Source organism: Providencia sp. LY12, from assembly GCF_057621555.1.
This window is the reverse complement of the sequence record NZ_CM172594.1, coordinates 2,034,242-2,060,182: the sequence shown is the minus strand read 5'-3', so window position 1 is coordinate 2,060,182 and position 25,941 is coordinate 2,034,242. Positions and strand designations below refer to the sequence as shown.

Here is a 25,941-nt window from a genome sequence, read left to right as displayed (position 1 = left end):
CATCATTGCACTTGAAGAAAAAAAGCAACCGTAAGCAAATAAAAAAATAGCGGGAAATCTCCCGCTATTGACTCAATAAAATCTACGTGAACAAATAATCATTCAAACTCATTCCACGAGCGACCATCGCGAGCAATCATTGCCACTGAAGCGATAGGACCCCATGTTCCCGCTTGATACGGCTTAGGTGCGTCGTTATCCATGGCCCACGCTTCCATAATGGAATCGACCCATTTCCACGCTTCTTCCACTTCATCACGACGTACAAACAATGCCTGAATGCCACGCATGGCTTCTAATAATAAACGCTCGTAAGCATCTGCAAGATGCGTTTGGTTGAAAGTTTCGGAGAAGCTCAAGTCCAGTTTAGTGGTCTGTAAACGGTGTTTATGATCCAAGCCCGGTGCCTTGTTCATAATTTCAATATCGATCCCTTCATCTGGTTGTAGACGAATGGTCAATTTATTTTGTGGTAAATCTTGGTAGCTTTCAGAGAAAATATTCAGTGCTGGCTTTTTAAAATAGACCACAACTTCTGAACATTTTGCAGGTAAACGCTTACCGGTGCGCAGGTAGAATGGAACGCCTGCCCAGCGCCAATCATCAATATCCACACGTAAAGCCACAAAAGACTCGGTCTGGCTCTGCTTATTCGCGCCTTCTTCTTCTAAGTAACCCGGTACTTTCTTACCTTGTACAAAGCCCGCAGTATATTGACCGCGTACGGCTTTCTCACGCACGTTTGTGTGGTCAATGCGGCGTAAAGAACGCAGCACTTTCACTTTTTCATCACGAATACGGTCAGTGGTTAAGTCTGCCGGCGGTGACATGGCGATCATCGTTAAGATCTGCAACAAATGGTTTTGCACCATATCACGCATCTGACCTGCTTGGTCAAAGTAACCCCAACGACCTTCAATACCGACTTCTTCCGCAACGGTGATCTGCACATGGTCAATAGTGCGATTGTCCCAGTTATTAATAAACAATGAGTTCGCAAAACGCAGTGCCAGTAAGTTTAAAACCGTTTCTTTACCTAAATAGTGGTCAATTCGGTAAACTTGGCTTTCATCGAAATATTTAGCCACTTCGTTGTTGATCTGCTGAGATGAAGCTAAATCTGTACCTAATGGTTTTTCCATGACCACGCGGTTAGGTTGCTTGTTCAGCCCTGCATGACCCAGCCCATGACACATTTCACCAAATGTGCTTGGTGGCATTGCGAAATAGTGGATAGCGGGTTGTGTATCTTGCTTAAGCATATCGGCTAAACGAACGAAGTTATCCGTTTCACTGACATCTAAATTGCAGAAATCTAAACGTGCGCTTAAACGCTCCCACAACGCAGGATCTAGCTCTTCTTTCAAAAAATCATTTAATGCTTTATGCACAAACTCTACATAATCGTTCCGTTCCCATTGGGCACGACCAACGCCGATAATACGAGTATCTGGATGGATATAACCTGCTTTTTCCAATTGATACAGTGATGGAAGTAACTTGCGACGTGCTAGGTCACCTTTAGTGCCGAAAATAATCAGGTCACAAGCTTGAGCAGCATTATGTACCGCCATGTTGGTTCTCCTCAATCTGCGGAATTTAGAAACTATCTGATTAGAGCCCAAAGAAAATAAGGGAATACTTCACTCTAATGAGATAGGTTCTGAGTGTCGTTTTTATAAAAATACAATCGGTTGCCTGCTAATGTACCCGTTTGCTACTGCTCAGTAAATATTGATGACGCTGGTCACAGTTTTTATGCTGAAAAATACAGCATACCCAGACATCAATAAAATTTTTTATCACTGAATGCTTCCAGCTTTGTTGGAAAATCACGGTTTATGTAGTGAGTTTACTAAGTTGAAAATTAGATACGGGTCATATTTTCGTAAAAAAAGCCATAAGTTACGCTCAGTGCATAGATAGCTTACAACCAACACGTAGTATATTTTCAGTCATATCCAGATGTTAATGCCACCATACTCTGATGGCAGAAATATTTCTCCTTTTGCTGAAATAGGCACTTTTGCTATATGAATATTTTAGAACAAATGAAAACTAGCCTCGATTTTTTGAGCAAATCAGAAAAAAAAGTGGCTGAAGTCATTTTAGGGATGCCCCAAAGTGCTATTCATCTCAGTATAGCGGCGTTAGCCCAACTGGCTGACGTCAGCGAGCCTACCGTCAACCGATTTTGCCGAAAAATGGAAACCAAAGGGTTCCCTGACTTTAAATTAAAGCTGGCTCAAAATCTTGCCAATGGCACGCCTTATGTTAATCGCCATATCGAAGAGACTGACACCGTCAATACTTATACCCACAAGATTTTCGAGTCGGCGATGGCAGGGTTAGACAATGTCAAACATACCCTCGATACGCATGCCATTAATCGCGCGGTTGATTTACTCACCCAAGCTCGGAAAATCAGTTTTTTTGGGTTTGGAGCTTCTGCGGCGGTAGCCCACGATGCGATGAATAAATTTTTCCGTTTTAATATTCCAGTCATATACTTTGATGATATTGTCATGCAACGTATGAGCTGCATCAATAGTAGTGAGGGGGATGTGATTGTATTGATTTCTCACACAGGACGCACAAAAGCCTTAGTCGATATGGCACAACTCGCTCGCCAGAATGATGCGACGGTCATCGCAATTACCTCCGAAGGTTCTCCTCTCGCCAAAGAAGCCAACTTATCGATTATTATTGATGTCCCTGAAGATACGGATATGTACATGCCAATGGTCTCTAGGATGGCACAGCTTGCCGTCATTGATGTATTAACCACTGGATTTACTTTGCGTAGAGGCGAAAAATTTAGAGATAACTTGAAACGGGTCAAAGAAGCGTTACGCGATTCGCGGTTTGATAATGTCTGAAAGATGGAAATAACAATGTTAAAAGAGGTTTCTTAATTCTACCGGGCCCAAAGAGTTTTTATTCTCCCGATGGCTTTAAGAAATTTGCTGTATATAATAGCTGTGCTCGTGTCAGCACCCCTATTTGCAGTAAATAGGTTTCGAAATGGAGTGAAATGGTTTCACTTTTATTTGTACCATTACAGGTCACGGAGTAATACATGTCTAGACGGCTTAGAAGAACTAAAATTGTTACAACCCTTGGTCCAGCAACCGATCGTGATAATAATCTAGAAAAAATTATCAATGCTGGGGCTAACGTTGTTCGCCTTAACTTCTCTCACGGAACTCCTGAAGACCACATGGCGCGCGCAAATAAAGTGCGTGAGATTGCGGCTCGATTAGGGCGTCACGTCGCTATTCTTGGGGATCTACAAGGTCCGAAAATTCGTGTTTCTACTTTTAAAGACGGTAAAGTTTTCCTTAATGTTGGTGATAAATTCACGCTGGATGCCTCATTAGGTAAAGGTGAAGGCGACCAACATAAAGTGGGTATCGACTATAAAGGTCTGCCTGCTGACGTGGTACCTGGCGATATTCTCCTACTGGATGATGGCCGCGTGCAGTTAAAGGTTCGTGAAGTTCAAGGTTTGCAAGTCTTCACCGAAGTGACTGTCGGTGGACAACTTTCCAACAACAAAGGCATCAATAAACTCGGTGGTGGCTTATCCGCAGAAGCGCTGACAGAGAAAGACAAAGCCGACATTATTACCGCCGCTAAAATCAATGTGGATTTCTTAGCTGTTTCCTTCCCGCGTTCAGGTGAAGATCTCGATTATGCTCGCCGTTTAGCGCGTGATGCAGGCTGCGAATGCCAAATCGTCGCCAAAGTTGAACGTGCAGAAGCAGTCGCAACTGACGACATCATGGACGAAGTGATCCTTGCATCTGATGTTGTGATGGTTGCCCGTGGTGACTTAGGAGTTGAAATTGGTGACCCTGAACTGGTTGCAGTACAGAAGAAATTAATTCGTCGTTCCCGTCAATTGAACCGCGTGGTGATCACGGCAACTCAAATGATGGAATCGATGATCACCAACCCAATGCCAACCCGTGCAGAAGTCATGGACGTGGCAAACGCGGTCTTAGACGGAACTGATGCGGTGATGCTATCCGCAGAAACCGCCGCAGGACAATACCCAGCAGAAACTGTCGCCGCCATGGCGCAAGTCTGTTTTGGTGCGGAGAAAATGCCGGGTCTGAATATTTCGAAACACCGTTTAGATGCTGAATTCGAAAGTTCCGAAGATGCGATTGCGATGTCAACCATGTACGCCGCCAACCACCTAAAAGGTGTTAAAGCCATCATCGCGATGACTGAGTCAGGCCGTACCGCGCGTATCATGTCGCGCATTAGCTCTGGACTGCCAATTTTCGCGATGTCTCGCCATGAAAAAACATTGAATCAATGTTCACTGTATCGTGGTGTCACCCCTGTATTTTGCAGCACGCATACTGACGGTATTGCAGCAGCAAGTGAGGCCATCGCACGTTTACGTGATAATGGCTACTTGATGGTTGGAGATACGGTTATCGTGACTCAAGGTGACCAAATGGGCACCATCGGCAGCACCAATACCTGCCGTATTTTAGTCGTCGAATGATAGCTTAATTTATTAAAAAATTAAGGGAGCTTAGGCTCCCTTTTATTTTGGAATCTCAATGATATTGCAAATTAAATTGCAGCGTTCCATCCGCCTTTCCTCCGCGTGTTTTCTCTGCAGTTTGAATATAGGCCGCTTCTAACGGAATAACATAGTGTTGCGCTTGATTTAAACGGGAAATTTGTACCATTTGGTTGAGTTTAATCGGCTTCCCTTTGTGCTTAATTTGAATACCAAAGCCTTTTGCTGTTTCCTGATGATTTGGATTATTGAGTGCAATCGTTCCACCAAGTCCACTCGCGTCAGCCGTTCCCATAAAACGGATCTTTATAGGTGAAGATTCATCGCATTCAAGCTCAATTTTGAATCGGTTACGGCTATTCGCAACCGTCACACCCACCCCCTTTGCACCTGACTTTTCCACCTGACCAAACGCAACATTGATCACTCGATTTTTGATTTCACATCCATTGGCAATCACATTAATCGGTGACAACCAAATTTTGGGCTCAACATTTCCAAATGCATCCTGAGTAATAAACTTGTCATTAAACACAATAAACATCGCGGCACTGGTGGATTGTAATAACTGCGTATTCACTTGAGGGCGAATTTTATAGAATGCGGCTTTCAAGGTAACATTGTAATTACCCCTTGATTCACTACTTGGGCAGAGTAAGCGATTCGCCGGATTTCCATCACGGTTATTTTTACCATTCACATATCCCCTTGCTGAACACGGGCTATTCACTGAACCGTGCAATGCAAAGCCGATACCTGATAGGCCTATTTCCTTAATGGCGCCAACCCCTGCTATCTGATAATGGTCATCAAATATACCAGGTAAATTAATTCCCACTCGCGTTGTCCCTGATTCATTCCACCATACCCATGGCGTATAGGTTCCCAGCTCTATCGTTGCAATATGTGAGTTGATGGGCGCACTTTTAGGGACATACAGCGTTTGAGATATCGGTACCGTGTAAGATGAAAATTCTGCTCGGTAGTCTGCGAAAAGTTTTGGTGAGAACAACAACATGATGGCGTAGATAGCGTTGGAGATAGCAAACTGTTTCATAAGCCCCCTTATTGGCAAACCCCGTCAATAAATTGAATGTTTTGATTGCTCAAATCAATCTGAAGAGGCAATTGGCACTGCTGTGCATGCGCTTCTCCCCATTTAATGTGAACAATACTCTGTGCAGGAACTCCACTCAAATAAACTTCTCCATCATTCGCTACAATGCCCGATGAGACGATATGCTGCTGTGCGAGAAGATTAACTTGGGTACCAAATCCGAGTAACTGATTATTTTTCTTCAGTTTTAATACCACACGCCCACCTCGCTTTGCTTTAAGATCCACCAAAATAATCGCACCGCTTGTGGGAACAACGGTCGCTGAGCTCAACTCCACATCATCATTACCCTTTAACGTCGAGGTATCTACGCTCACTTTATTGCGTTCATAGCGCGTTAACATGGGAACCACGGCATACCCTTGCCCATTAGTATGCAATGAAGGTGCATTATTCACTTTCAAGTTATCAATATCTTGAGCTTTAACCAGCCCAATGGCATTAGAAAACGCGCGTGAAGCTGTCACTCCACCTTGATGAAATAACAGCGATCCTGTCGCCTCAGCATGGGCAGCTTGATATTCAGAAGCATAATCCCAACCCGCCCCAAATTCGCCGTAAGAAGTTACGTAATTACCACGAATACCATGGCTGAATTGTTGATTCTTATGATGATATTGCTGAGTAATGTCATATTGTAATTGATTGGAATTGAAAGCTGAGCCATTCAAGCTAAATGTGCTTATTCCCCCTGCATTGTCGCTCGTGTTGTAGCTATAAACACCCCAATAAGCCTTTTCTTTCCAACGAAATGGCATACTGCAATTAAAGGAAAATAACTTATCGACCCTATGGGGATTATTTTGCTCAGAATGAGAATAGGAAAAACTGTAATTAATAGATTGATACTGAGAACTAAAACCGACTGTAAGGTTATTATCGGAGCCTGACTGCCCCCAATACTTTTGCTGATAGCCATTAATGTTTAAAGATCCCCATTTCCCTAACGCTTGACTCAACGCAATCTGTAATCGTTGTTTTTTTGATATTCGGTCAATACTTATGGTTCGAAAAAGAGCCTTGTTTATATCGGGTTCTACGGCATATTGAGCTGATAAATTCAGTCCCGTCGCTGTATTTTGAATATATTTGGTATATTGAAGACGGTAGGTTTGATCCGTCGTCTTTGCATATTGCTGCCATTGTGCTTGTGAGTATGTCATATCCAATGAAATACCCCCTAGGTAACCTAAACTCACCCCTGATCCTAAAACATAAACTTGTTTATTTTCTGAGATAAAAGCGCCACCTAATAACGATATATTGCCATAATTTGCCAAATTGATTGGCAAACCATAGATCCCAGAAAATTGAATAAAATAAGGTCGTTCTATCCCTCTCTCTTCCCGATATTTTCCAAGTTCGATGCTGTATTTTAATGAACCCTCCCTTTGCATGATGGAGGCATTGGAAAAAGGTTGGATAAATGTTCTTGTTGATCCATTGGCTTCAGTGACCATAACCTGTAAATCTCCATTGAACGATGTAGGATAAAGATCATTCAATATAAATTCCCCAGCAGGTACTGACGTTTGATAAATAATCTGACCATTTTGACGAACAGTGACTACCGCATTGCTATTTGCAACGCCATTAACGACAGGAGCAAATCCACGACGGCTTTGCGGTAACATACTTTCTTCCGACATAAGCTTTATACCGCGATATTGAAAAGCGTCCATAATCCCGTTATCAGATGCTGTTTCTCCAATAATTAAATGGCTTTTCAAATCACGAAGATCCCGCTCTAAGAAGGTTTGCAAACTATATAAAATAGTCTTTTCATTCGTGTCATTGTAATAACTGTGATTACGTAACCTCCAAGCTCCCCAATTAATTCCATTTCGTAAACCTACATAAATATTTTGTTGGCTGTTTGGATTTCCCCACGATCGATTAAAGCGTGCTGAATAGTTAATAAACATCCCGTTGATTCCATCGTCCCATTCAGTGGCGTCAATATAGCCTCGGCTCGCCATTTCCATTGCAATTTGAGGAATACTAATATCTAATCGATTTGAAAAGAAATCATGGTGAATGTCACTACCATCAATTGAGTACTTAATATCTAAGAATTTATCGGTTGAAGAGACTTCATTTTTTTGTAATAACATTGAGGGCTTAACACCCCAACTTATTAACTGTTCTTTTGTTATCTTAGGTTTCAGTTTTTTTTCTTCATTATCGTAAATAAATTCAATCAACTCATCTGCAACTTTGTTTCCATTCACATAAATATTGACCTGATAACGACCAGGGAGTTGCCCTTCGGTTTTAGAAAGATAATTTAATAGTGAAGAGTCAGATAGCTTATTTTCAATTCCCGTATTAATTGCATTGATGTCAAACATCTCACTTGCATTGGAGATTGATGCAAATCCAACTGATGAAAAAAACGTAATATTAATGAATTTTATTTTTTTACTGTAAAACCAATTTTTGATTAAGTGGTGTGTTTCCATACACTAGCTCTTGGTTATTTTCTTTTCCACAATAGCACCATAGTCATTAATAAATTCGACAGTAACTACATGCCCCTTATCTATCTTTCCTTTAAAAATATAATCATCTACCCAAGGGTAAACCATTTTCGTTCCTTTTATGGACTCCCCATTAATTAAAATACTTTTAATTGATAAATGATACGGTGTTTTATTATTGACTTTTATTCCATTATGCTCTTTTGTTAATATTATATTATCAAAATTTAATGGCTCAATATCGTTTGAGCGTAGGAAAAGTTTAAACTGTGAATTAATAATGATTTGCAATTCATTTTCAATACCCTCATCTTTAGGCGGTATTGATTTTATATTTAATAAAAATATTTTTTCTTGGTTAGATGAAAGTGGCTGACCTAAATACGCAATTCTTGCTGCCCCGTAACTATTCGGCTCAACACGGAATAAAGCTGGAGTTGCAATAAATGGCGCTTTAATGTCCTCATTAAACCCGGTCACCCAACTTTGGATTAAGAAAGGTTTTTTTTCATTACTATTAAAAATTGGAATTGAAATATCTCGTTTATTATCCATATAAACAAAACGAGTTCCACCTATACTGATCCCACTGGCTGATGCTAAAGAAACAAAGCAGAGACAAAATAAAATAGCTGAATAAATTATCTTCATATACATGCCAACATAACGTAAATATGGGTGACAAACGTCACCCAGCATATTATTGATATTGAATACTGTAAATTGCGCTGCTATTCGCTTGCCCCGCCGTTGCTGCACCTGTTGCTTTAAACGCTGCAACATACTCCAACTCTGCCGAATTTCCTGCTAAAACAACCTCTTTGGTATCTTCGTATAGTTTTATCTGAGATACTGCATTTTTTTCATACAATGCGATACCCACATTTTTTGCTGAACCATTGCCATGATGTAAAGCAAGAATATCTTGGTCAACAGCATCACGGTTTCCCGCGAAATTAACCGTGACTTTAGTATCAACAGGGCAATCCACCAGTTTAATTGTAAAATTCGTTAACCCAGCCATTTCTCCTGCGGAAGATAAACTTTTGGTTGATACACGGCCAAGATCTACATTTAAGTTACGTGATTGACTATCTACGGTACAAGCTTGCTCCGTTATTTCTCCCGTAAAATTAATTACACCAGAAGCAAACACTGCCGGTGCGATCGTGATAGCCAAACTCACTCCCAATAAATTTAGAGTTTTATTTAGAATATGCATAATTTTCCTATAAATAGAATGTATATTTTAAGATTTATTTTTCAAAAACGAAATATAAACTATATTTTCTGTTCGCCGAGAATATAGCATCACGCTTCAATTAAGTTAATGAATGGTTATATTGAATTTTTTCAATCTAAATCAAAAATACTTATACACTTTACAGAATAAGTTTAAAACTGAAATTAATTAACTTAGATATCATTAAATAGGTAATTTATGATTATATCATTTATTATAGGATTCTTATTTTTATACATATAAAATTGGTATTTAGAATTACAAATATCATTTTCAACTTCTTTTAGGATGCTTTCCTCAATCAATTCATGAATAATATTTCTTGGAAACCAAGAGTAACCAACTGAATTCCTAATTAATTTAATCGCTGTTTCAGTATTTGTAACTTTAACAGTTTGGTGACTCCGCATCTTATCTTGAAAAGTCGTAGACAAAACAATATGCGGTGTTTTTTCGAGTTTATGTCTAATTCTATCTTTGGTACATTGCTGCAAATAATGATTAGGCGCTGTAACAAGCACCGCATCAATCTCTCCCAAAAAAATGGGATTTAATGAACCGACATAATGATGCGATATCAATAAGTCAAATTCCTTATATGATAAAACATCTTCCCGATTAAGTAGTGTTTTGGTTAATTCAATATCATAATCTTTTCTACTTTTGATTAGACTTCCAATTTTATTTAATAGCTCATCACTGTTATATAATGAATCTATTACTATCTTTATTTTATTATTTATTTTTTTATTTATTAGTTTTGCGGCTATTTCTAATGCAATCGCTTTATTAGTTACTTCTCGTGATAATGCTAATAGTGCTTCACCTTGTTCTGTTAATACGGCTCGGCGTTTTTCCACGACAAAAATTTCAATATCTAATATTTGTTCTAGTTTACTAATAGTATAACTAATCGAAGATTGTGTTTTATGTAATACTTCAGCTGCTTGCGCGAACCCGCCATAGTCGACAACAGCTTGCAAAGTTACCCATTGATCTAATGTTGTTTTCGTTTTATCCATAATGTATCCAGCCCATGATCTTCCCTCAATTATATCTCAGGAAGAATATAACAATGCATTTAGAATATCACTCCTACAATTTAGGTTTTTAGCATTATTTTGAAGCCGTCTTTTAAATTAAATTTATTCCATAATTATATATAATAAATATCTACTGCCCTTAAAAAACAAAAGCCACGAATGATTATTACCGTGGCTTTTTATGATTCTGAAAAGAAATCTAGCGATATAAATCCTTTCGCTGGTAAGGTTCTATCTCACCTTCCTTACGCGTTTTCAAGAGCTTGAGGATCCACGTATATTGCTCTGGGTTAGGTTCAACTAAAAACTCTAACTCCTCATTCATTCGACGTGCAATATAGTTATCATCTTGCCCATCAATATCATCCATTGGTTCACGAACATAGATATGTAATTGATGATTAACGTGATCGTACACCGGAAATAAAGGAACAATTTTCGCTTTGCACACTTTCATCAATCGACCAATAGCGGGTAAAGTCGCTTTGTATGTACCAAAGAAATCAACAAACTCACTGTGCTCTTCCCCATGATCTTGATCGGGTAGATAAAAACCCCAGTAACCTTGTCTGACCGATGCAATAAAAGGTTTAATTCCTGCTTCGCGGGAATGAAGGCGCCCACCAAAATGGTAACGCGCTTTGTTCCACAAATAATCTGCAACAGGGTTTTTCTGGTGATGGAACATAGCCGCCATATTTTGCCCCATCGCAGCTAATAGCATCGCCGGAGCATCGACTGCCCAACCGTGAGGAACCATAAAAATCACATTGCTTTGCTGTTCCTGCAATTGGTCGATAATCTGTTTGTTATGCCACTGGGTACGCGCTAATGTTCGCTCAGCCCCACGGACACACAATTCAGCTAACATGACAAAAGACTGCGGTGCAGTTTCAAACATCCGGTCAACCAACCCTTCTCTTTGTTGCTCTTCCATATCAGGAAAGCAATAGAGTAAGTTAATTTTAGCTCGGCGACGGGCGCTCTTCGCTAATCGTCCAACCCATTTACCTATTTTTGCCAGCATAGGATCACGAACCTTAACAGGGATATAGGCAAGCGCAACAAACAGCCCTGCGCCTAACCAAACGCCCCAATATTTAGGTAATAAATAGGATTTATGAAACGTTGGCACATAGCCCTTTTTGCTGTCGGTATCTTGTTCTTTATTCATGTTATACCCAAGAAATCACGGCTATTTTGATAACCAAAAATGAATGTGTAAGAGCATTACAAAAAAAACTGGCAGACACAAGTATCTGCCAGTTTTTGGATGAAGAAACTGAAATGGTTATTTCAATTTAAGCTGAGGTTTAGTCTCTTTGACCAGCTCTAAATACTCTTTACGTTCTTTACCTGTTAAACCACCTGAGCTTGGTAATTTCGCAGTCAGTGGGTTGACGGCTTGTTGGTTAACCCACATTTCAAAATGGAGATGTGGTCCTGTCGAACGTCCAGTATTACCTGATAACGCAATGCGATCACCACGCTTTACTTTTTGCCCTGGTTTCACCAGCAATTGACGTAAATGCATATAACGCGTCGTATATTGGCGACCATGGCGAATAGCAATAAAGTTTCCTGCTGCACCACTGTATTTCGCCACAATCACTTCACCATCACCGACAGCTAACACCGGCGTGCCCACTGGCATGGAGAAGTCGACCCCTTTATGGGGCGCAACACGACCAGTTACAGGGTTAACACGACGTGGATTGAAGTGCGATGAAACTCTGAACTGCTTAACAGTTGGAAAACGTAAGAAACCGCGCTCTAAACCATTACCTTCACTGTCATAGTAGCGACCGTCTTCAGCACGGAAAGCGTAGTAATTTTTACCGCCAGACTGTAAACGTACGCCAACTAGTTGGCTCTGTTCATGAGTCCCATTGAGCATCTCGCGACCCATTAAAACGGTAAACTTATCGCCTTTTTTCAGCTTATTAAAATCCACCTGCCACTGTAATGCTTTGGTAACTTCACGGCCTTCTGTACGAGTCAAACCAGCTTTCTTAGTGCTTTGAGCAAACGTACCTTCGATAGAACCGGTCATCACGCTGTTTGTCCAATCCCCTTTGCGGATCTCTTTCACTTCCTCAAATTTGTTGGTTGCCCCAACACGTTTGAAGATACGCGTTTCACGACGAGAAACATCCCACGTTAGGGACTCTAATTCGCCATCAGCATTCAGTGTCCAACTCAGGGTTTGACCGATCTTTAAGTTACGTAATGATTTATGTTGGTTTGAAAGTGTCGCAACATCACCAGCTTCAATACCAAACTGGGTCAAAATAGACGATAAATTATCGCCACTTGAGACAACATATTCATGTGCGAGAGGTGTACCATCTGCATCTGATGCGTCAGTATCGCTGTCTGCAACGCCTTCATCGGGTAACTGCTCACTACTATCTTGAATTAAATCATCGCCTTCTGCTTCAATTGCTGATTGAGCAAAAGGAATGACTGTATCAGGAGAACTGTCACTTTCATGCGTGGTAGGGATATGTACAGGCCGCCAAATCGCGACGGCCATGGTGGCGACAGTGAGCGTGCTCAACACAATTTTATGGGTCTTGGACAAGCCGTTAAATGCCTGCACAATACCATTTGCCATTTGCTGCACTTTAAACTATTCCTCTATGCTTAATTCAGGCAGCTTGCGTATTGTTCTGATAGTTGAGTCAGAAACTTCATGTAGCTATCCGGTCCAATTGCCAGCCCACTACCGAGTGGGTCGAGAGTACCCATTTTGACTCCCGTATTTTTCGCTACGCTTTCAATAACCGCAGGTCTGAATTGTGGCTCAGCAAAAACACATTGCGCTTTATGCTCAACCAGTTGTGTTCGTATTTGATGCAATTTTTGGGCACCGGGCTGAATCTCAGGGTTTATCGTAAAATGCCCTAATGGAGCGAGCTGATAGTGTTTTTCAAAGTAGCCATAAGCATCGTGAAAAACAAAATACCCTTTATTTTGAGCCGGTTTTAAAATACTAGCAATTTTCTTATCGTTTTGCGCCATGTTTTCTTTGAATTTACGAAGGTTTACGTCCAGCTTATCTTTCTGAGCAGGATAAAGCTCTACTAAACGCGCGTAAATGTCATCGGCAGCCAAATTTGCAATATCTGGAGACAACCAGATGTGCATATTATACTCACCATGGTGATGATGTTCGTGATCCGCATCATGGTTAGGTTCATCGGCATGTTGATGGCTATCGTCCTCCTCATGGTTTTCAGCCATTAATAAGTTATGAATATTTTTCTGCTCAGCCAATGCCAGACGTTTATTCTGGTCTAATACATTGATTGGCTTCTCTAAAAACATTTCTAATTCAGGACCAACCCAAACAAATAAATCAGCCTGTTTTATCTTTTTTAAATCCGAAGGTTTCAGTGCATAATCATGTGGCGAAGCGCCATCAGGAAGTAAAACTTGTGTATCAGTGACACCATCAGCGATCCCCGCAGCAATGAAAGCTAAAGGTCGAATCGATGTGACGACATCGGCGTTGGCTAGTGGCAACATCGATGCGGTTAAAACTGAAGCTAACGTAGCTTTGCAGATGAATTTACGGGTAATAAGTTTCGATTTGTGTATCATGAACATTTTTCCGTGATCTTAAAATTGAAATGTTATAATATAACACAACTTGATTTCTGCAAGATGTTTTCATATGCAACCACTATTATCTTTAAATAAAATCTCTGTCTCATTTGGCGATAAACCCGTATTAAAGGATGTCACTTTTGCACTTAACAAAGGTGATATCGTGACGTTATTGGGGCCGAATGGTGCCGGTAAATCCACTATTGTTCGCGTGGTATTGGGGCTATTAGCGCCCACATCAGGCACTATCAATCGAGCCTCGTCACTCTCTATTGGTTATGTCCCACAAAAACTGCATTTAGATACCACCCTACCGCTAACCGTGAAGCGGTTTATGATGTTAAAGCAAGGTGTCCGCACGGCACATTTATTACCCGCTCTCGAGCGAGTAAAAGCCACGCATCTTATTGACCAGCCAATGCAGAAACTCTCGGGTGGTGAAACCCAGCGCGTTCTGCTTGCGCGTGCATTACTCAATAAACCTGATTTGTTGGTTCTCGATGAGCCCGCCCAAGGCGTCGATATTAATGGTCAAGTTGCGTTGTATGACCTAATCAATCAATTAAGAACTGAACTCGGTTGCGCGGTTCTCATGGTCTCTCATGACCTGCATTTAGTTATGGCAAAAACAGACCAAGTTTTATGTATTAACGGGCATATTTGTTGCTCTGGTACCCCTGATGTTGTCTCTAATCACCCTGAATTTGTTGCTATGTTTGGCTATCGGGGCGCACAGCAACTGGGGGTTTACCGTCATCAACATAATCACCAACATGATTTAGAAGGTAATGTGATTACATCCCACCAACACAGCAAGGATTGCCATCATGATTGAGTTACTGTTACCTGGTTGGATTGCAGGTATGTTACTCGCGATTGCTGCCGGTCCCTTAGGTTCCTTTGTGGTTTGGCGCCGCATGTCCTATTTTGGGGACACCCTCGCCCACGCATCTTTGCTAGGTGTTGCCTTCGGTTTGCTGTTAAACATTAATCCCTTTTACGCCGTGATCGCCGTGACGTTATTATTGGCTCTAATCCTTGTGTGGCTGGAAAAACGTCCTCAACTCGCCGTCGATACATTACTCGGCATTATGGCTCACAGCTCCCTCTCTTTAGGGCTTGTTGTCGTCAGCCTAATGGCGAATGTCCGCGTCGACCTTATGGCTTATCTATTTGGTGATTTGTTATCCGTAACATATGAAGACATTATAACGATTCTAATCGGTGTAGTTGTCGTTTGCGGGTTGCTTTTTTATCGATGGCGGGCGCTTTTATCGATGACAGTTAGCTCAGAGCTGGCTTTTGTGGATGGAATTAATCTCCAACGCTCTCGCTTATTGTTGATGATGGTCACTGCGTTAACTATCGGGATCGCAATGAAATTTGTTGGCGCGCTGATCATTACCTCTTTACTGATCATCCCTGCCGCAACCGCTCGACGTTTTGCAAAAACACCAGAGCAAATGGCGCTCACCGCCATTGGTATTGGCATGGTTTCCGTTACTGGTGGATTAACCTTATCGGCATTTTACGACACTCCGGCAGGCCCATCCGTGGTACTAACTTCTGCCATTTTATTTATTCTAAGTTTGTGCGTAAAAACGAAAAACTAGTTGTATAAAAAGAATGCCTGAATAAAACCGTATCTGGATAAAAAAACCTATAGAAAACCCGCTTTATGCGGGTTCCAATAAAATTCAATAATACGTATTATTTAGCATTCTTTTTATCGTCATTCACAGGGGTTTCTACATCACCGACACTATCATTTATAAATCCACCGACACAATCCATAAATTGATTAACTTTTAGTTTAAATCCTTCATCTGAGTATTTGGGATTATTTAACTTATCTTTTGGAACATTCACGTTTAAATCCCCATGAAATTTCTTGTTTAAGTCAATTTCACCCTCGATACTCACCCAATATGTTGATCCCTCAGGTAGATATCGAGAACAGCTTTCAATGGTTTCCTTATTGGAGATAGCTTTTGTGTTTTTTGTGCAACCAGAAACAACGGTCGCAAATAAAAGTATTGTGAGCGCAAATGTGTAAGAAGCTTTATTCATGGACCTATCCTAATAGTCGAAAAAACACCACATGATAATAAAAATCATTATCAGTGTCTGTGTTTTTAAAATTTACTGCATATAATCTCAATACCCTTTCGCTGACTAAATAATGATAATTTCGCAATTTAGTGAAATATGGATACAAAAAAACCCAGTAATTGTGGCTAAATTGCTGGGTTCATTTCATTTGAAATGCGTATGATAATATTTAAATCATACTCATCCATATATCAATCAAGCGTTTAAAAGCTAAACTTCTTTCGGCGTTAATCCAAAGTGAGAATAAGCGTGGGCTGTCGCCATGCGCCCTCTTGGTGTTCGCTGGATAAAGCCTTGCTGGATAAGATAAGGTTCAAGCACATCTTCGATGGTCTCGCGCTCCTCGCCAATCGCAGCGGCAAGGTTATCAACACCAACTGGTCCACCCATAAACTTATCGATGATGGCAACCAGCAGTTTACGGTCAAGATAGTCAAAACCAGCCGCATCCACATTCAACATATCCAGCGCTTGGCTCGCAATCAACTCATCAATACTGCCATTGCCTTTTACTTGGGCAAAGTCACGCACACGGCGTAATAAACGGTTAGTGATCCGTGGTGTTCCACGTGAACGCATCGCGACCTGCAATGCCCCTTCTTCGGTAATATCCAGTCCCATATACTGAGCGCTACGCTTCACGATATGTTGCAAATCATCAACTTGGTAAAACTCTAATCGTTGCACAATCCCAAAGCGGTCACGCAGTGGCGAAGTCAAGGAACCGGCGCGTGTAGTGGCGCCGATTAACGTGAATGGCGGTAAATCGATTTTAATGGAACGTGCCGCAGGACCTTCACCAATCATAATGTCTAATTGGTAGTCTTCCATGGCAGGATACAAAATCTCTTCGACTACGGGGGAAAGGCGATGGATTTCATCAATAAACAGGACATCATGGGGTTCAAGGTTAGTCAGCATCGCAGCCAAATCCCCTGCCTTTTCTAGCACAGGTCCTGATGTTGTCCGCAAATTAACGCCAAGTTCGTTGGCAACAATACCCGCTAAGGTGGTTTTTCCTAACCCTGGTGGTCCAAAAATTAACAGATGATCAAGCGCATCCCCCCGCATTTTGGCTGCCTGAATAAATATTTCCATTTGATGCTTAACTTGCGGTTGCCCAATATACTCATCCAGTAATTTAGGGCGGATCGCGCGATCAATGGCTTCTTCTTCAGAATGCAGCACTTCAGCAGTAATTAGGCGATCAGCTTCAATCATCGTAATAATCTCTCAATTAAAGTGCTGCGCGTAAGGCATCACGGATCAGGGTTTCAGAATCGCTATCAGGTTTCGCGACTTTACTCACCATACGGCTGGCTTCTTGCGGCTTATATCCCAAAGCAATCAAGGCAGCTGCGGCTTCGGCTTCAATATCAGCTTGGCTTGGTCCTTGGCTCTTCACGCTAGGTAAATCAATATCGCTCACTGGGTTGAAAAGATCCCCATTCAAGCCTTTGAAGCGGTCTTTCATTTCGACCACTAAACGCTCGGCAGTTTTCTTACCAATACCCGGTAGTTTCACCAGAGAGGAAATCGCTTCTTGCTCGATGGCAGACACAAATTGTTGAGCCGACATGCCAGATAAAATTGCGAGTGCCAGTTTAGGACCCACGCCATTGACTTTAATCAGCTCTTTAAATAGTGCACGCTCTTGTTTGTCATTGAAACCATACAGTAATTGAGCATCTTCTCGCACCACAAAGTGGGTGAAAACAATCGCTTCTTGACCAATTTCAGGTAATTCATAGAAACAGGTCATTGGCATATGAACTTCATAGCCAACGCCTTGTAGCTCAAGTAACACAATGGGTGGTTGCTTTTCTAATACGATGCCACGTAAACGACCTATCACACTGAACCCCTTAAATTTGATTAGCGTCTTAAAATTTTACTCTGCTGTTTATATCACAAAAAATGCTGGATGCATATCCAGTCCTCATCTTAATCTTCCACGGGTCAACACTAAACGCGGATCGCCGACTTTCAGCAGGTTTTGATTAAAATGGCAATGTGTGATGGCAATCGCCAGCGCATCCGCGGCATCCGCTTGGGGGCTAGCCGATAATTTTAGGATAGATTTCACCATATGTTGAACTTGGCTTTTTTCTGCAGCTCCCGTTCCCACAACAGTTTGCTTGACTTGGCGAGCCGCATATTCAAAAACGGGAATATTTTGGTTTGCTGCCGCGACAATCGCCACACCACGAGCTTGCCCCAGTTTCAGAGCCGAGTCCGCATTCTTCGCCATAAACACTTGTTCGATAGATAAAACATCAGGTTGGTACTGGGTGATAATTTCCGAGACTCCCGCATAAATACGCTGCAGACGGCTTGGTAAATCATCAACTTGAGTACGAATACACCCACTTCCAAGATAGAGTAGTTGCCTACCTTGTTGGCGAATAACACCGTATCCTGTGATCCGTGAGCCAGGGTCGATACCTAGAATAATCGCCATATAAAACCTATAGTTGCCCTTTATTAATTTTCATATCATCTTATTCCCATCTAATGGCAGCCACAATGGCAACAAGGAAATATCACCGTTTCCACCGGAATTTCAGTGTAAATAGCATTCCTACCATCATAAATATAGCAAATAAAAGAGAAGGTGAAGATGGGAGAGGCGTTAGAGAAAACAGGCTGGACACAGCCCGCTTTCTCTACGCAGACATCGTCTTAATTACAGTTGCTCAGCAACTTCATCAGAGATATCACCGTTATGATAAACTTCCTGTACGTCGTCTGAATCTTCTAACATATCAATCAGACGCAGTAATTTAGGGGCAGTTTCAACATCAAGTTCGGCTTTAGTGGATGGAACCATAGAAACTTCAGCGTTTTCGCTAGTAAAACCAGCGGCATCCAGCGCATCTTTCACTTCACCAAACGTTTCTGGTGTAGTGTAAACGTCAATCGCGCCATCATCGTAAGTTTCAACGTCGTCGGCACCCGCTTCCAATGCAGCTTCCATCAGAGCATCTTCGTCCACGCCCGGTGCGTAAGTGATCACGCCACGTTTGGTGAACAGATAAGATACAGAACCATCAGTCCCTAAGTTACCGCCCGTTTTCGTAAACGCGTGGCGAACTTCAGAGACGGTACGGTTACGGTTGTCACTTAAACATTCAACCATAACCGCTGTGCCGCCAGGACCGTAACCTTCATAAATGATGGTTTCCATATTATCGTTGTCATCATTACCCACACCACGCGCAATCGCACGGTTTAATGTGTCGCGAGTCATGTTGTTTGATAATGCTTTATCCACAGCAGCACGCAAACGTGGGTTAGTTGCGACATCGCCGCCGCCTAAACGCGCTGCAGTGACCAGCTCACGAATAATTTTAGTGAAAATCTTACCGCGTTTTGCGTCTTGCGCCGCTTTACGGTGTTTGGTGTTGGCCCACTTACTATGACCTGCCATGAAATATCTCCAAAAACGTCAATAAAATAATTAAACAGCAAATTCTAAAATAGCCTGGCTGTTGCTCCACGATTTTGTCAGCTTTGCCGCCTGTTGCGGTTCAAGCCAACAAAATTCTGTGTGTTCAGTCAGTAATGGCGTTTGTTCATCACTTAGCACCAATTTAAACCAATGTTCTTTACAGTGGGTTACATCCGGTGCATAACGATGCCTGAAATGCGGGAAAATTTCAAAGATGATACTTTTCGACAAATCATGTAACTGACTTGGTTGCGGGTTAAACCCCGTCTCTTCTTTGATTTCGCGAAGCGCTGCATCCGCAGCACTGTTTTCATGAAGTTCCAAACTTCCGGTTACTGATTGCCAGAAGTCTGGATCATCTTTACGCCGCATCATAAGCACCCGCCCCGTGTTTTCAGCCACCATAATGACTAATACCGATTCTGGGCGCTTATAACTTTTCATTACTCTTCTTCTTTCGCCACAACTGCAATCGCTAACTCAGTCAGCGAATCAGGGTTTGCATGACTTGGCGCATTGGTCATTAAACATGCCGCTGCGGTCGTTTTCGGGAAGGCAATAACATCACGGATGTTATCAGTTCCAGTTAACAGCATCACTAAGCGGTCTAAACCAAATGCCAAACCTGCATGTGGTGGCGTACCATATTTCAGTGCATCTAACAGGAAGCCGAACTTCTCACGTTGTTCTTCTTCATTGATACCTAAAATACCGAATACGGTTTGTTGCATTTCACTGCGGTGAATACGGACAGAACCGCCACCCACTTCGTAACCATTGATAACCATATCGTAGGCATTCGCAACGGCATCTTCAGGGTTCTTCGCCAGATCTTCCGGTGTGAAATCTTTTGGTGAAGTGAATGGGTGGTGCATTGCGGTTAAGCCGCCTTCGCCATTTTCTTCAAACATTGGGAAATCGATAACCCACAGTGGCTGCCAGCTATTTAAGTTGGTCAGCTCGAAGTCACGACCCACTTTCAGGCGTAGTGCGCCCATGGAGTCAGTCACCACATTTTTCGCACCCGCACCAAACAGGATAATATCGCCATCGGCAGCGCCAGTACGTTCAATAATTTGCTCGATAATTTCTAAGCTTAGGAATTTAGCAACTGGGCTTTGAATGCCTTCTAAGCCTTTCGCGCGTTCGTTGATTTTCATCCACGCTAAGCCTTTCGCACCATAGATGCCCACGAAATTGCCGTATTCGTCAATTTGTTTACGGGTCATTGCTGCGCCGCCTGGCACTTTCAGGGCTGCAACACGACCTTTAGGATCATTTGCTGGCCCCGCAAATACTGCGAATTCAACATCTTTAACGATATCAGCAACATCAACCAGTTCCATTGGGTTACGCAGGTCTGGTTTATCTGAACCGTAACGACGCATCGCTTCTGCGAAGGTCATGATTGGGAAATCGCCTAAATCAACGCCTTTCACGTCAAGCCACAAGTTGCGGATCATACGCTCCATCACTTCGCGAACTTGTTCCGCGCTCATGAACGAGGTTTCCACATCGATTTGGGTAAATTCAGGTTGACGGTCAGCACGTAAATCTTCGTCACGGAAGCATTTTACGATTTGATAGTAACGATCAAAACCAGACATCATCAGCAGCTGTTTGAACAACTGAGGGGATTGTGGCAATGCATAGAATTTGCCTTTATGAACACGGCTTGGTACTAAGTAATCACGCGCACCTTCTGGCGTCGCTTTAGTTAGCATTGGCGTTTCAACGTCCATAAAGCCTTCTTTGTCCATAAAGTTACGAACAAAGCTGGTGATTTTCGCGCGAGTACGCAGACGGTCTGACATCTCCGGACGGCGTAAATCTAAATAACGGTATTTTAAACGACGCTCTTCCGTGTTGGTTTGATTGCTGTCTAACGGCAGAGGTTCAGATTTGTTAAAGACTTCCAGACCTTCAGCAAAGATTTCAATTTCACCCGTAGCCATGTCTTTGTTTTTCTGGCTATCTGGGCGCGCACGTACTGTACCTGTGATTTGGATGCAGAACTCGTTACGCAGTTCTGACGCTTTCTCAAATATGTCTTTACGCTCTGGATCGAAGAAAACTTGAACGATACCTTCACGATCACGCATATCGATAAAAATCAAACCACCTAAGTCACGACGGCGGTTTACCCATCCACAAAGAGTGACCTTCTGGCCTTCATGAGCGATATTTAATTGCCCACAATAATTAGTACGCATACTCTATCCTTTTACTCAGCTTGTTGTGCTTTTGCTTGCTGCGGGAATTTGGCATTTAGCTGAAAATTCAGAATGTCAAAAAAGGCAGACATTATATAGGAAATTCTGTTAGACAAACAGTTTGCTATACAGCTTAACTGCGAAATTGATACAAAAAAACCATCTCTAATCAATAAAAATGGTTCTTATCTATTAAAACGATCCCAACGAATCTAAAAAAATCACACACCCAATTGAGAATTAAAATTTGATTGTTTGTTAGATCATAATTTTTTTGGGAATAATTACCCGTCTCATTTTGCTATAATTACTCATATTCAGACACTTTTGCCTGAAACTAGAGGAACCTTTATGAAAAAAATTCTACTCGCATCATCCCTTCTTGTTCTGCTTGCAGGATGCCAAAACGGAAATAATACCAATACGATGAAGCCCACCAATAGCAACAATAAAATCTTTTATATCGACTCCTCTCTGGCTGACTGTGTCGGCGTTGCACCTATGAAATGCATGAAAGTTAAAGAAAAACCAACTGATGATTGGCAATATTTTTACTCATCCATTCAAGGATTCAGCTATGAGCCGGGCTATAACTACGTGCTAGAGGTTCAACAATTTGATGTGCCTAACCCACCCGCTGATGCACCAAGCATCCGTTATGAGTTAGTCAAAGTTATCGAGAAAAAATAATGTCGACGCAGGTGTAAAACCACCTGCTCTTTTCTATGATTGACCACAAGCTACAACAGGTTAAGGCAAAAGATGAGCACTAAAATCATTGATAAATTAGGTTTAATTACCATTCAAAATGGCAAAGTTGCCATGGTTCGTTCCCATAATAAAACCCTATTTTATATTCCTGGCGGGAAACGTGAGCACGGTGAAACTGACCAACAGGCGCTTGCTCGCGAAATCGATGAGGAACTCACATTAACCTTGCACCCTGAATCCATCCGATTCTACGGAGAATTCACAGGGTTAGCCGATGGCAAACAGGATGGCACACAGGTTTGTATTCGTTGCTACCACGCTGATTACGACGGCATCCCTCAACCCGCGGCTGAAATTGCTGAACTAGTGTGGCTAGATTCCAATGATACTGACCGCTGCTCTATCACCGCGATAGCTGTCTTGGCGCAACTCAAAGCGGATAATCTTATTCAATAATTCAAAAATGAATTATCAAAATCGATATATTTCTATTTGTAGATTTACCTATTAGGTTTTAAAATTTAGAAAATTTAATTTATCTCCACAGAGGTAGAGTAAAAAATGGTCAGTTCTTTATACGCTGTACTAGGAGCCTTATTGATACTGAGACTATCACTCAATGTCGTAAAGCTAAGAAATCAGTACCGTGTGTCTGTTGGCGATGGTGGGTTTTCTGAACTGCAAACCGCTATCCGTGTGCATGGCAATGCCATCGAATACATTCCAATTTCATTAATTTTATTACTGTTAATGGAGATGAATGGCGCCAAAGTATGGATGATCCATGTTTGCGGCATTCTGCTAATTGCAAGCCGCATGCTCCACTCTTACGGTTTAAAAAACCATGACTATTCACAGCGTCGAATGGGAATGATGGGAACTTATTTGGCTCTCGCCTTGATGGTCATGGCCAATGCCTATTATCTACCTTGGGTACAAATGGTGTCGTTCTCCTTTTAGTTTTCCTTACTTTTGTGCGGATTGGTTTTCAGGTTATATGGCTTTCTGCTACAATCCGCCACTACTTTTGTTCTGCTAATTAATACAAGTCTATGTCAAGTCAGGATCCAAACCATAAAGACAGCCTTTTCTCCGCGCCGATCGCCAATTTAGGTGACTGGAAGTTTGATGAAAAAGTGGCTGAAGTTTTCCCCGATATGATCCAACGTTCCGTACCGGGTTACTCCAATATCATCACCATGATTGGGATGCTAGCGGGTCGTTTTGTGACACCAAATAGCCAAGTCTATGATCTGGGTTGTTCCCTTGGTGCCGCCACCCTGTCTGTTCGTCGAAATATTTCAGCGGAAAACTGCAAAATTATTTCTGTCGATAATTCACCCGCCATGGTTGAACGCTGCCGCCGTCATATTGATGCGTATAAAGCCCAAACCCCTGTCGAGGTTATCGAAGGGGATATTCGCGATATTCATATTGAAAATGCGTCCATGGTTATCCTTAACTTCACATTGCAGTTTTTAAATCCCGATGACCGCGAAAAATTACTCACTAAAATTTATCAAGGGTTATTGCCTGGTGGCATTTTAGTGTTATCTGAGAAATTCAATTTTGAAGATAAGCAAATTGGTGAATTGCTTTTCAACATGCACCATGATTTCAAACGCGCCAACGGGTATAGCGAACTCGAAATCAGCCAAAAACGCAGCATGCTCGAAAATGTCATGCTCACCGACTCTGTTGAAGCGCATAAAGCCCGCCTAAAACGCGTTGGATTCACCCATTGTGAAGTTTGGTTCCAATGTTTTAACTTCGGTTCATTATTAGCATTAAAAGAGGGGCAGTAATGATCGATTTCGGTCGTTTTTATCAACAAATTGCCGTTGGCCCTCTTAGCCATTGGTTAGAAACACTGCCTGCTCAACTGGCGGCATGGAAGAAAGAAGGTCTACACGGTGGGTTCTCTTCATGGGAGAAAATGTTAGATAACCTGCCTGTCATGACACCAACCCAGTTAGATATTAAAAATAGTGTCACTGCAACGCGCGATCCGGAATTAACAGAAGGTGAAACTCGCCGGTTAAACAATATTTTGGGGCAGCTGAAACCTTGGCGTAAAGGGCCATTTTCTCTCTATGGCGTCAATATCGATACCGAATGGCGTTCAGATTGGAAATGGGATCGCGTTCTGCCACATATTTCCCCATTAAAAGGCCGCCATGTGTTAGATGTGGGCTGCGGAAGTGGTTATCACATGTGGCGTATGCTGGGCGAAGAAGCGGAGTTTGTTGTCGGCATCGATCCTACTGAACTGTTTTTATGCCAATTTGAAGCGGTTAGAAAACTGTTAGGTGATGACCAACGCGCACATTTATTACCATTAGGTATTGAACAACTTCCCGCCTTAAAAGCCTTTGATACCGTATTCTCGATGGGCGTTCTGTATCATCGTCGCTCCCCACTCGACCATTTATGGCAGTTAAAAGATCAACTCGTCAGTGAAGGTGAGTTAGTGTTGGAAAGTTTAGTGATTGAAGGTGATGAATTCCAATGCCTGATCCCTGGCGATCGCTATGCACAAATGCGCAACGTTTACTTTATTCCTTCCGCCAAAATGCTCAAAGTATGGTTAGAGAAATGCGGTTTTGTCGATGTACGCATTGTTGACCAAGCGGTGACTTCGTTAGACGAACAGCGTCGTACTGAGTGGATGCAAACGGATTCGTTAGCGGAATTTTTAGACCCTAATGATCAATCCAAAACCATCGAAGGGTATCCTGCCCCTCTACGTGCGATTTTAGTGGCGAAAAAACCGTAATATTGTAAGACGGCAATTCTCACCGACCGTACACGATAAAACCCCCAAAAGTTCATCGACAACTCACGGGGGTTTTTATTTTTGTGCCACAAAAAATAACGGCTACAAATTATTCATTAAATACTCTTCAACCGCTTTTGCATCATTCGCCGAATCAAAATCCATTCCTAACGATAGCGTGCCATCTTTTAATTCAATTGCTCTAGGCTTGGTATAGGAATAGTTAATGTTTTTGATTTTCTCACCGACTGACTGTTTTGCCAGTTCAGAGTGTTCACAGACATTGGCTATTCCCTTGAGCATCTCTTTGCTATAACCATCGATACCCATAGTTTCGAGTTGCTCTTTTGAAAAGGTTGCCCAATCGAAGTTTGCTTTAATGTCTGACCCACAGGTTTTATTTAATGCCGTGATTTGAGAGGAAACTTCCGTTTCATACTTTTGATGCTTCTCTTTTTCAGCTAATGAAAAAGCAAATGAGGAGGTTGTGATAAGCAAAAGTGATGAAGTTAATACAATTTTTTTCAGCATGATTTTTTCCTTAAAATTCATTCAGCGGTTTTTAGTTTTTGCTAAGTTCAACAATCTAAAAACAAAGGGAGGTATTTAACCTCCCTATCTTAACTCTCCCTATCACAAA

General features: G+C 41.9%; 26 protein-coding genes. 9 read left to right on the top strand and 17 right to left on the bottom strand.

Annotated features, from left to right (window positions below):
- Nucleotides 1-98: 98 nt before the first annotated feature.
- On the bottom strand, nt 99-1,574 hold the full coding sequence (gene zwf, locus ACY3ZI_RS09805) for a glucose-6-phosphate dehydrogenase (RefSeq protein ID WP_211885487.1): 1,476 nt from the start codon (nt 1,572-1,574) through the stop codon (nt 99-101).
- A 459-nt stretch (nt 1,575-2,033) separates the two neighbouring features.
- Between zwf and ACY3ZI_RS09800 the strand changes: the two genes are divergently transcribed.
- Nucleotides 2,034-2,879 (top strand): MurR/RpiR family transcriptional regulator, encoded by an 846-nt coding sequence (locus ACY3ZI_RS09800; protein WP_154603894.1) that lies wholly within the window; start codon nt 2,034-2,036, stop codon nt 2,877-2,879.
- A 200-nt stretch (nt 2,880-3,079) separates the two neighbouring features.
- Nucleotides 3,080-4,522 carry a pyruvate kinase gene (gene pyk / locus ACY3ZI_RS09795; protein ID WP_036948247.1) on the top strand — a complete coding sequence of 481 codons (1,443 nt, stop codon included), beginning with the start codon at nt 3,080-3,082 and terminating at the stop codon, nt 4,520-4,522.
- Between the two features lie 55 nt (nt 4,523-4,577).
- On the opposite strand, the gene ACY3ZI_RS09790 is transcribed toward pyk, so the two are convergent.
- From ACY3ZI_RS09790 to znuA, 8 genes are all read right to left on the bottom strand, one after another.
- Nucleotides 4,578-5,600, bottom strand: coding sequence for a fimbrial protein (locus ACY3ZI_RS09790; protein WP_487377333.1), 1,023 nt, complete (start codon nt 5,598-5,600; stop codon nt 4,578-4,580).
- An 8-nt stretch (nt 5,601-5,608) separates the two neighbouring features.
- Nucleotides 5,609-8,122 (bottom strand): fimbria/pilus outer membrane usher protein, encoded by a 2,514-nt coding sequence (locus ACY3ZI_RS09785; protein ID WP_487377331.1) that lies wholly within the window; start codon nt 8,120-8,122, stop codon nt 5,609-5,611.
- Nucleotides 8,123-8,125: 3 nt separating this feature from the next.
- Nucleotides 8,126-8,923 carry a fimbrial biogenesis chaperone gene (locus ACY3ZI_RS09780; RefSeq protein WP_487377329.1) on the bottom strand — a complete coding sequence of 266 codons (798 nt, stop codon included), beginning with the start codon at nt 8,921-8,923 and terminating at the stop codon, nt 8,126-8,128.
- On the bottom strand, nt 8,841-9,362 hold the full coding sequence (locus tag ACY3ZI_RS09775) for a fimbrial protein (protein ID WP_211885483.1): 522 nt from the start codon (nt 9,360-9,362) through the stop codon (nt 8,841-8,843). Before ACY3ZI_RS09775 ends, ACY3ZI_RS09780 begins: the two co-directional genes overlap by 83 nt.
- Before the next feature lie 194 nt (nt 9,363-9,556).
- Entirely contained in the window at nt 9,557-10,405 is an 849-nt protein-coding gene (locus ACY3ZI_RS09770) for a LysR family transcriptional regulator (RefSeq protein WP_487377326.1), read from the bottom strand.
- A 220-nt stretch (nt 10,406-10,625) separates the two neighbouring features.
- Nucleotides 10,626-11,600, bottom strand: a complete 975-nt coding sequence (gene lpxM, locus ACY3ZI_RS09765; protein WP_211885480.1) for a lauroyl-Kdo(2)-lipid IV(A) myristoyltransferase — start codon at nt 11,598-11,600, stop codon at nt 10,626-10,628.
- 117 nt (nt 11,601-11,717) lie between these two features.
- The gene (gene mepM, locus ACY3ZI_RS09760) at nt 11,718-13,043 is read right to left on the bottom strand and encodes a murein DD-endopeptidase MepM (protein WP_211885478.1); all 1,326 of its coding nucleotides are present in this window, start codon (nt 13,041-13,043) and stop codon (nt 11,718-11,720) included.
- Nucleotides 13,044-13,072: 29 nt separating this feature from the next.
- Nucleotides 13,073-14,032 (bottom strand): zinc ABC transporter substrate-binding protein ZnuA, encoded by a 960-nt coding sequence (gene znuA, locus ACY3ZI_RS09755; RefSeq protein WP_132495867.1) that lies wholly within the window; start codon nt 14,030-14,032, stop codon nt 13,073-13,075.
- Nucleotides 14,033-14,105: 73 nt separating this feature from the next.
- Here znuA and znuC point away from each other — a divergent pair, with 73 nt between their 5' ends.
- Together znuC and znuB are read left to right on the top strand one after the other, a co-directional pair.
- Nucleotides 14,106-14,873 (top strand): zinc ABC transporter ATP-binding protein ZnuC, encoded by a 768-nt coding sequence (gene znuC / locus ACY3ZI_RS09750; RefSeq protein ID WP_108478188.1) that lies wholly within the window; start codon nt 14,106-14,108, stop codon nt 14,871-14,873.
- Complete coding sequence (gene znuB, locus ACY3ZI_RS09745) at nt 14,866-15,651, top strand: zinc ABC transporter permease subunit ZnuB (protein ID WP_036948270.1); 786 nt, start codon at nt 14,866-14,868, stop codon at nt 15,649-15,651. The genes znuC and znuB overlap by 8 nt, the downstream gene beginning before the upstream one ends.
- 97 nt (nt 15,652-15,748) lie before the next feature.
- Here znuB and ACY3ZI_RS09740 read toward each other — a convergent pair whose 3' ends face one another.
- From ACY3ZI_RS09740 to aspS, 7 genes are all read right to left on the bottom strand, one after another.
- Complete coding sequence (locus ACY3ZI_RS09740; RefSeq protein ID WP_211885474.1) at nt 15,749-16,108, bottom strand: hypothetical protein; 360 nt, start codon at nt 16,106-16,108, stop codon at nt 15,749-15,751.
- 252 nt (nt 16,109-16,360) lie between these two features.
- Nucleotides 16,361-17,371, bottom strand: a complete 1,011-nt coding sequence (gene ruvB, locus ACY3ZI_RS09735; protein WP_036948275.1) for a Holliday junction branch migration DNA helicase RuvB — start codon at nt 17,369-17,371, stop codon at nt 16,361-16,363.
- A 16-nt stretch (nt 17,372-17,387) separates the two neighbouring features.
- Nucleotides 17,388-18,005, bottom strand: a complete 618-nt coding sequence (gene ruvA, locus ACY3ZI_RS09730) for a Holliday junction branch migration protein RuvA (protein WP_132495865.1) — start codon at nt 18,003-18,005, stop codon at nt 17,388-17,390.
- Between the two features lie 84 nt (nt 18,006-18,089).
- Nucleotides 18,090-18,611 carry a crossover junction endodeoxyribonuclease RuvC gene (gene ruvC, locus ACY3ZI_RS09725; protein ID WP_036948281.1) on the bottom strand — a complete coding sequence of 174 codons (522 nt, stop codon included), beginning with the start codon at nt 18,609-18,611 and terminating at the stop codon, nt 18,090-18,092.
- A 225-nt stretch (nt 18,612-18,836) separates the two neighbouring features.
- A complete protein-coding gene (locus ACY3ZI_RS09720) occupies nt 18,837-19,580 on the bottom strand; it encodes a YebC/PmpR family DNA-binding transcriptional regulator (protein WP_036948283.1) in 744 nt (247 codons plus the stop codon).
- A gap of 30 nt (nt 19,581-19,610) precedes the next feature.
- On the bottom strand, nt 19,611-20,045 hold the full coding sequence (gene nudB / locus ACY3ZI_RS09715) for a dihydroneopterin triphosphate diphosphatase (protein ID WP_108478191.1): 435 nt from the start codon (nt 20,043-20,045) through the stop codon (nt 19,611-19,613).
- On the bottom strand, nt 20,045-21,814 hold the full coding sequence (aspS, locus tag ACY3ZI_RS09710) for an aspartate--tRNA ligase (RefSeq protein ID WP_036948289.1): 1,770 nt from the start codon (nt 21,812-21,814) through the stop codon (nt 20,045-20,047). The genes nudB and aspS overlap by 1 nt, the downstream gene beginning before the upstream one ends.
- A 351-nt stretch (nt 21,815-22,165) precedes the next feature.
- Here aspS and ACY3ZI_RS09705 point away from each other — a divergent pair, with 351 nt between their 5' ends.
- The 5 genes from ACY3ZI_RS09705 to cmoB all read left to right on the top strand — a co-directional run bounded on the left by ACY3ZI_RS09705 (nt 22,166) and on the right by cmoB (nt 25,301).
- Nucleotides 22,166-22,504, top strand: a complete 339-nt coding sequence (locus tag ACY3ZI_RS09705; RefSeq protein ID WP_036948292.1) for a DUF4377 domain-containing protein — start codon at nt 22,166-22,168, stop codon at nt 22,502-22,504.
- Between the two features lie 72 nt (nt 22,505-22,576).
- The gene (locus ACY3ZI_RS09700) at nt 22,577-22,981 is read left to right on the top strand and encodes an NUDIX hydrolase (protein WP_036948295.1); all 405 of its coding nucleotides are present in this window, start codon (nt 22,577-22,579) and stop codon (nt 22,979-22,981) included.
- A 105-nt stretch (nt 22,982-23,086) separates the two neighbouring features.
- The gene (locus ACY3ZI_RS09695; protein WP_211885468.1) at nt 23,087-23,485 is read left to right on the top strand and encodes an MAPEG family protein; all 399 of its coding nucleotides are present in this window, start codon (nt 23,087-23,089) and stop codon (nt 23,483-23,485) included.
- A gap of 92 nt (nt 23,486-23,577) precedes the next feature.
- Complete coding sequence (gene cmoA, locus ACY3ZI_RS09690) at nt 23,578-24,330, top strand: carboxy-S-adenosyl-L-methionine synthase CmoA (protein WP_487377318.1); 753 nt, start codon at nt 23,578-23,580, stop codon at nt 24,328-24,330.
- Nucleotides 24,330-25,301, top strand: a complete 972-nt coding sequence (gene cmoB / locus ACY3ZI_RS09685; RefSeq protein ID WP_211885464.1) for a tRNA 5-methoxyuridine(34)/uridine 5-oxyacetic acid(34) synthase CmoB — start codon at nt 24,330-24,332, stop codon at nt 25,299-25,301. Before cmoA ends, cmoB begins: the two co-directional genes overlap by 1 nt.
- Before the next feature lie 102 nt (nt 25,302-25,403).
- Here the strand turns inward: cmoB and ACY3ZI_RS09680 are convergent, their stop codons facing one another.
- The gene (locus ACY3ZI_RS09680) at nt 25,404-25,832 is read right to left on the bottom strand and encodes a hypothetical protein (protein WP_487377316.1); all 429 of its coding nucleotides are present in this window, start codon (nt 25,830-25,832) and stop codon (nt 25,404-25,406) included.
- Between the last annotated feature and the right edge of the window lie 109 nt (nt 25,833-25,941).

Coding starts and splice junctions, on each gene's coding strand:
- ACY3ZI_RS09680 (WP_487377316.1), bottom strand. CDS start 25,832: ATGCTGAAAAAAATTGTATTAACTTCATCACTTTTGCTTATCACAACC.
- ACY3ZI_RS09775 (WP_211885483.1), bottom strand. CDS start 9,362: ATGCATATTCTAAATAAAACTCTAAATTTATTGGGAGTGAGTTTGGCT.
- ruvC (WP_036948281.1), bottom strand. CDS start 18,611: ATGGCGATTATTCTAGGTATCGACCCTGGCTCACGGATCACAGGATAC.
- ruvB (WP_036948275.1), bottom strand. CDS start 17,371: ATGATTGAAGCTGATCGCCTAATTACTGCTGAAGTGCTGCATTCTGAA.
- ACY3ZI_RS09780 (WP_487377329.1), bottom strand. CDS start 8,923: ATGTTGCAGCGTTTAAAGCAACAGGTGCAGCAACGGCGGGGCAAGCGA.
- ACY3ZI_RS09785 (WP_487377331.1), bottom strand. CDS start 8,122: ATGGAAACACACCACTTAATCAAAAATTGGTTTTACAGTAAAAAAATA.
- ACY3ZI_RS09790 (WP_487377333.1), bottom strand. CDS start 5,600: ATGAAACAGTTTGCTATCTCCAACGCTATCTACGCCATCATGTTGTTG.
- cmoB (WP_211885464.1), top strand. CDS start 24,330: ATGATCGATTTCGGTCGTTTTTATCAACAAATTGCCGTTGGCCCTCTT.
- nudB (WP_108478191.1), bottom strand. CDS start 20,045: ATGAAAAGTTATAAGCGCCCAGAATCGGTATTAGTCATTATGGTGGCT.
- ACY3ZI_RS09695 (WP_211885468.1), top strand. CDS start 23,087: ATGGTCAGTTCTTTATACGCTGTACTAGGAGCCTTATTGATACTGAGA.
- znuB (WP_036948270.1), top strand. CDS start 14,866: ATGATTGAGTTACTGTTACCTGGTTGGATTGCAGGTATGTTACTCGCG.
- znuA (WP_132495867.1), bottom strand. CDS start 14,032: ATGATACACAAATCGAAACTTATTACCCGTAAATTCATCTGCAAAGCT.
- ACY3ZI_RS09770 (WP_487377326.1), bottom strand. CDS start 10,405: ATGGATAAAACGAAAACAACATTAGATCAATGGGTAACTTTGCAAGCT.
- znuC (WP_108478188.1), top strand. CDS start 14,106: ATGCAACCACTATTATCTTTAAATAAAATCTCTGTCTCATTTGGCGAT.
- cmoA (WP_487377318.1), top strand. CDS start 23,578: ATGTCAAGTCAGGATCCAAACCATAAAGACAGCCTTTTCTCCGCGCCG.
- pyk (WP_036948247.1), top strand. CDS start 3,080: ATGTCTAGACGGCTTAGAAGAACTAAAATTGTTACAACCCTTGGTCCA.
- ACY3ZI_RS09700 (WP_036948295.1), top strand. CDS start 22,577: ATGAGCACTAAAATCATTGATAAATTAGGTTTAATTACCATTCAAAAT.
- aspS (WP_036948289.1), bottom strand. CDS start 21,814: ATGCGTACTAATTATTGTGGGCAATTAAATATCGCTCATGAAGGCCAG.
- ACY3ZI_RS09720 (WP_036948283.1), bottom strand. CDS start 19,580: ATGGCAGGTCATAGTAAGTGGGCCAACACCAAACACCGTAAAGCGGCG.
- zwf (WP_211885487.1), bottom strand. CDS start 1,574: ATGGCGGTACATAATGCTGCTCAAGCTTGTGACCTGATTATTTTCGGC.
- ACY3ZI_RS09800 (WP_154603894.1), top strand. CDS start 2,034: ATGAATATTTTAGAACAAATGAAAACTAGCCTCGATTTTTTGAGCAAA.
- lpxM (WP_211885480.1), bottom strand. CDS start 11,600: ATGAATAAAGAACAAGATACCGACAGCAAAAAGGGCTATGTGCCAACG.
- mepM (WP_211885478.1), bottom strand. CDS start 13,043: ATGGCAAATGGTATTGTGCAGGCATTTAACGGCTTGTCCAAGACCCAT.
- ACY3ZI_RS09705 (WP_036948292.1), top strand. CDS start 22,166: ATGAAAAAAATTCTACTCGCATCATCCCTTCTTGTTCTGCTTGCAGGA.
- ACY3ZI_RS09740 (WP_211885474.1), bottom strand. CDS start 16,108: ATGAATAAAGCTTCTTACACATTTGCGCTCACAATACTTTTATTTGCG.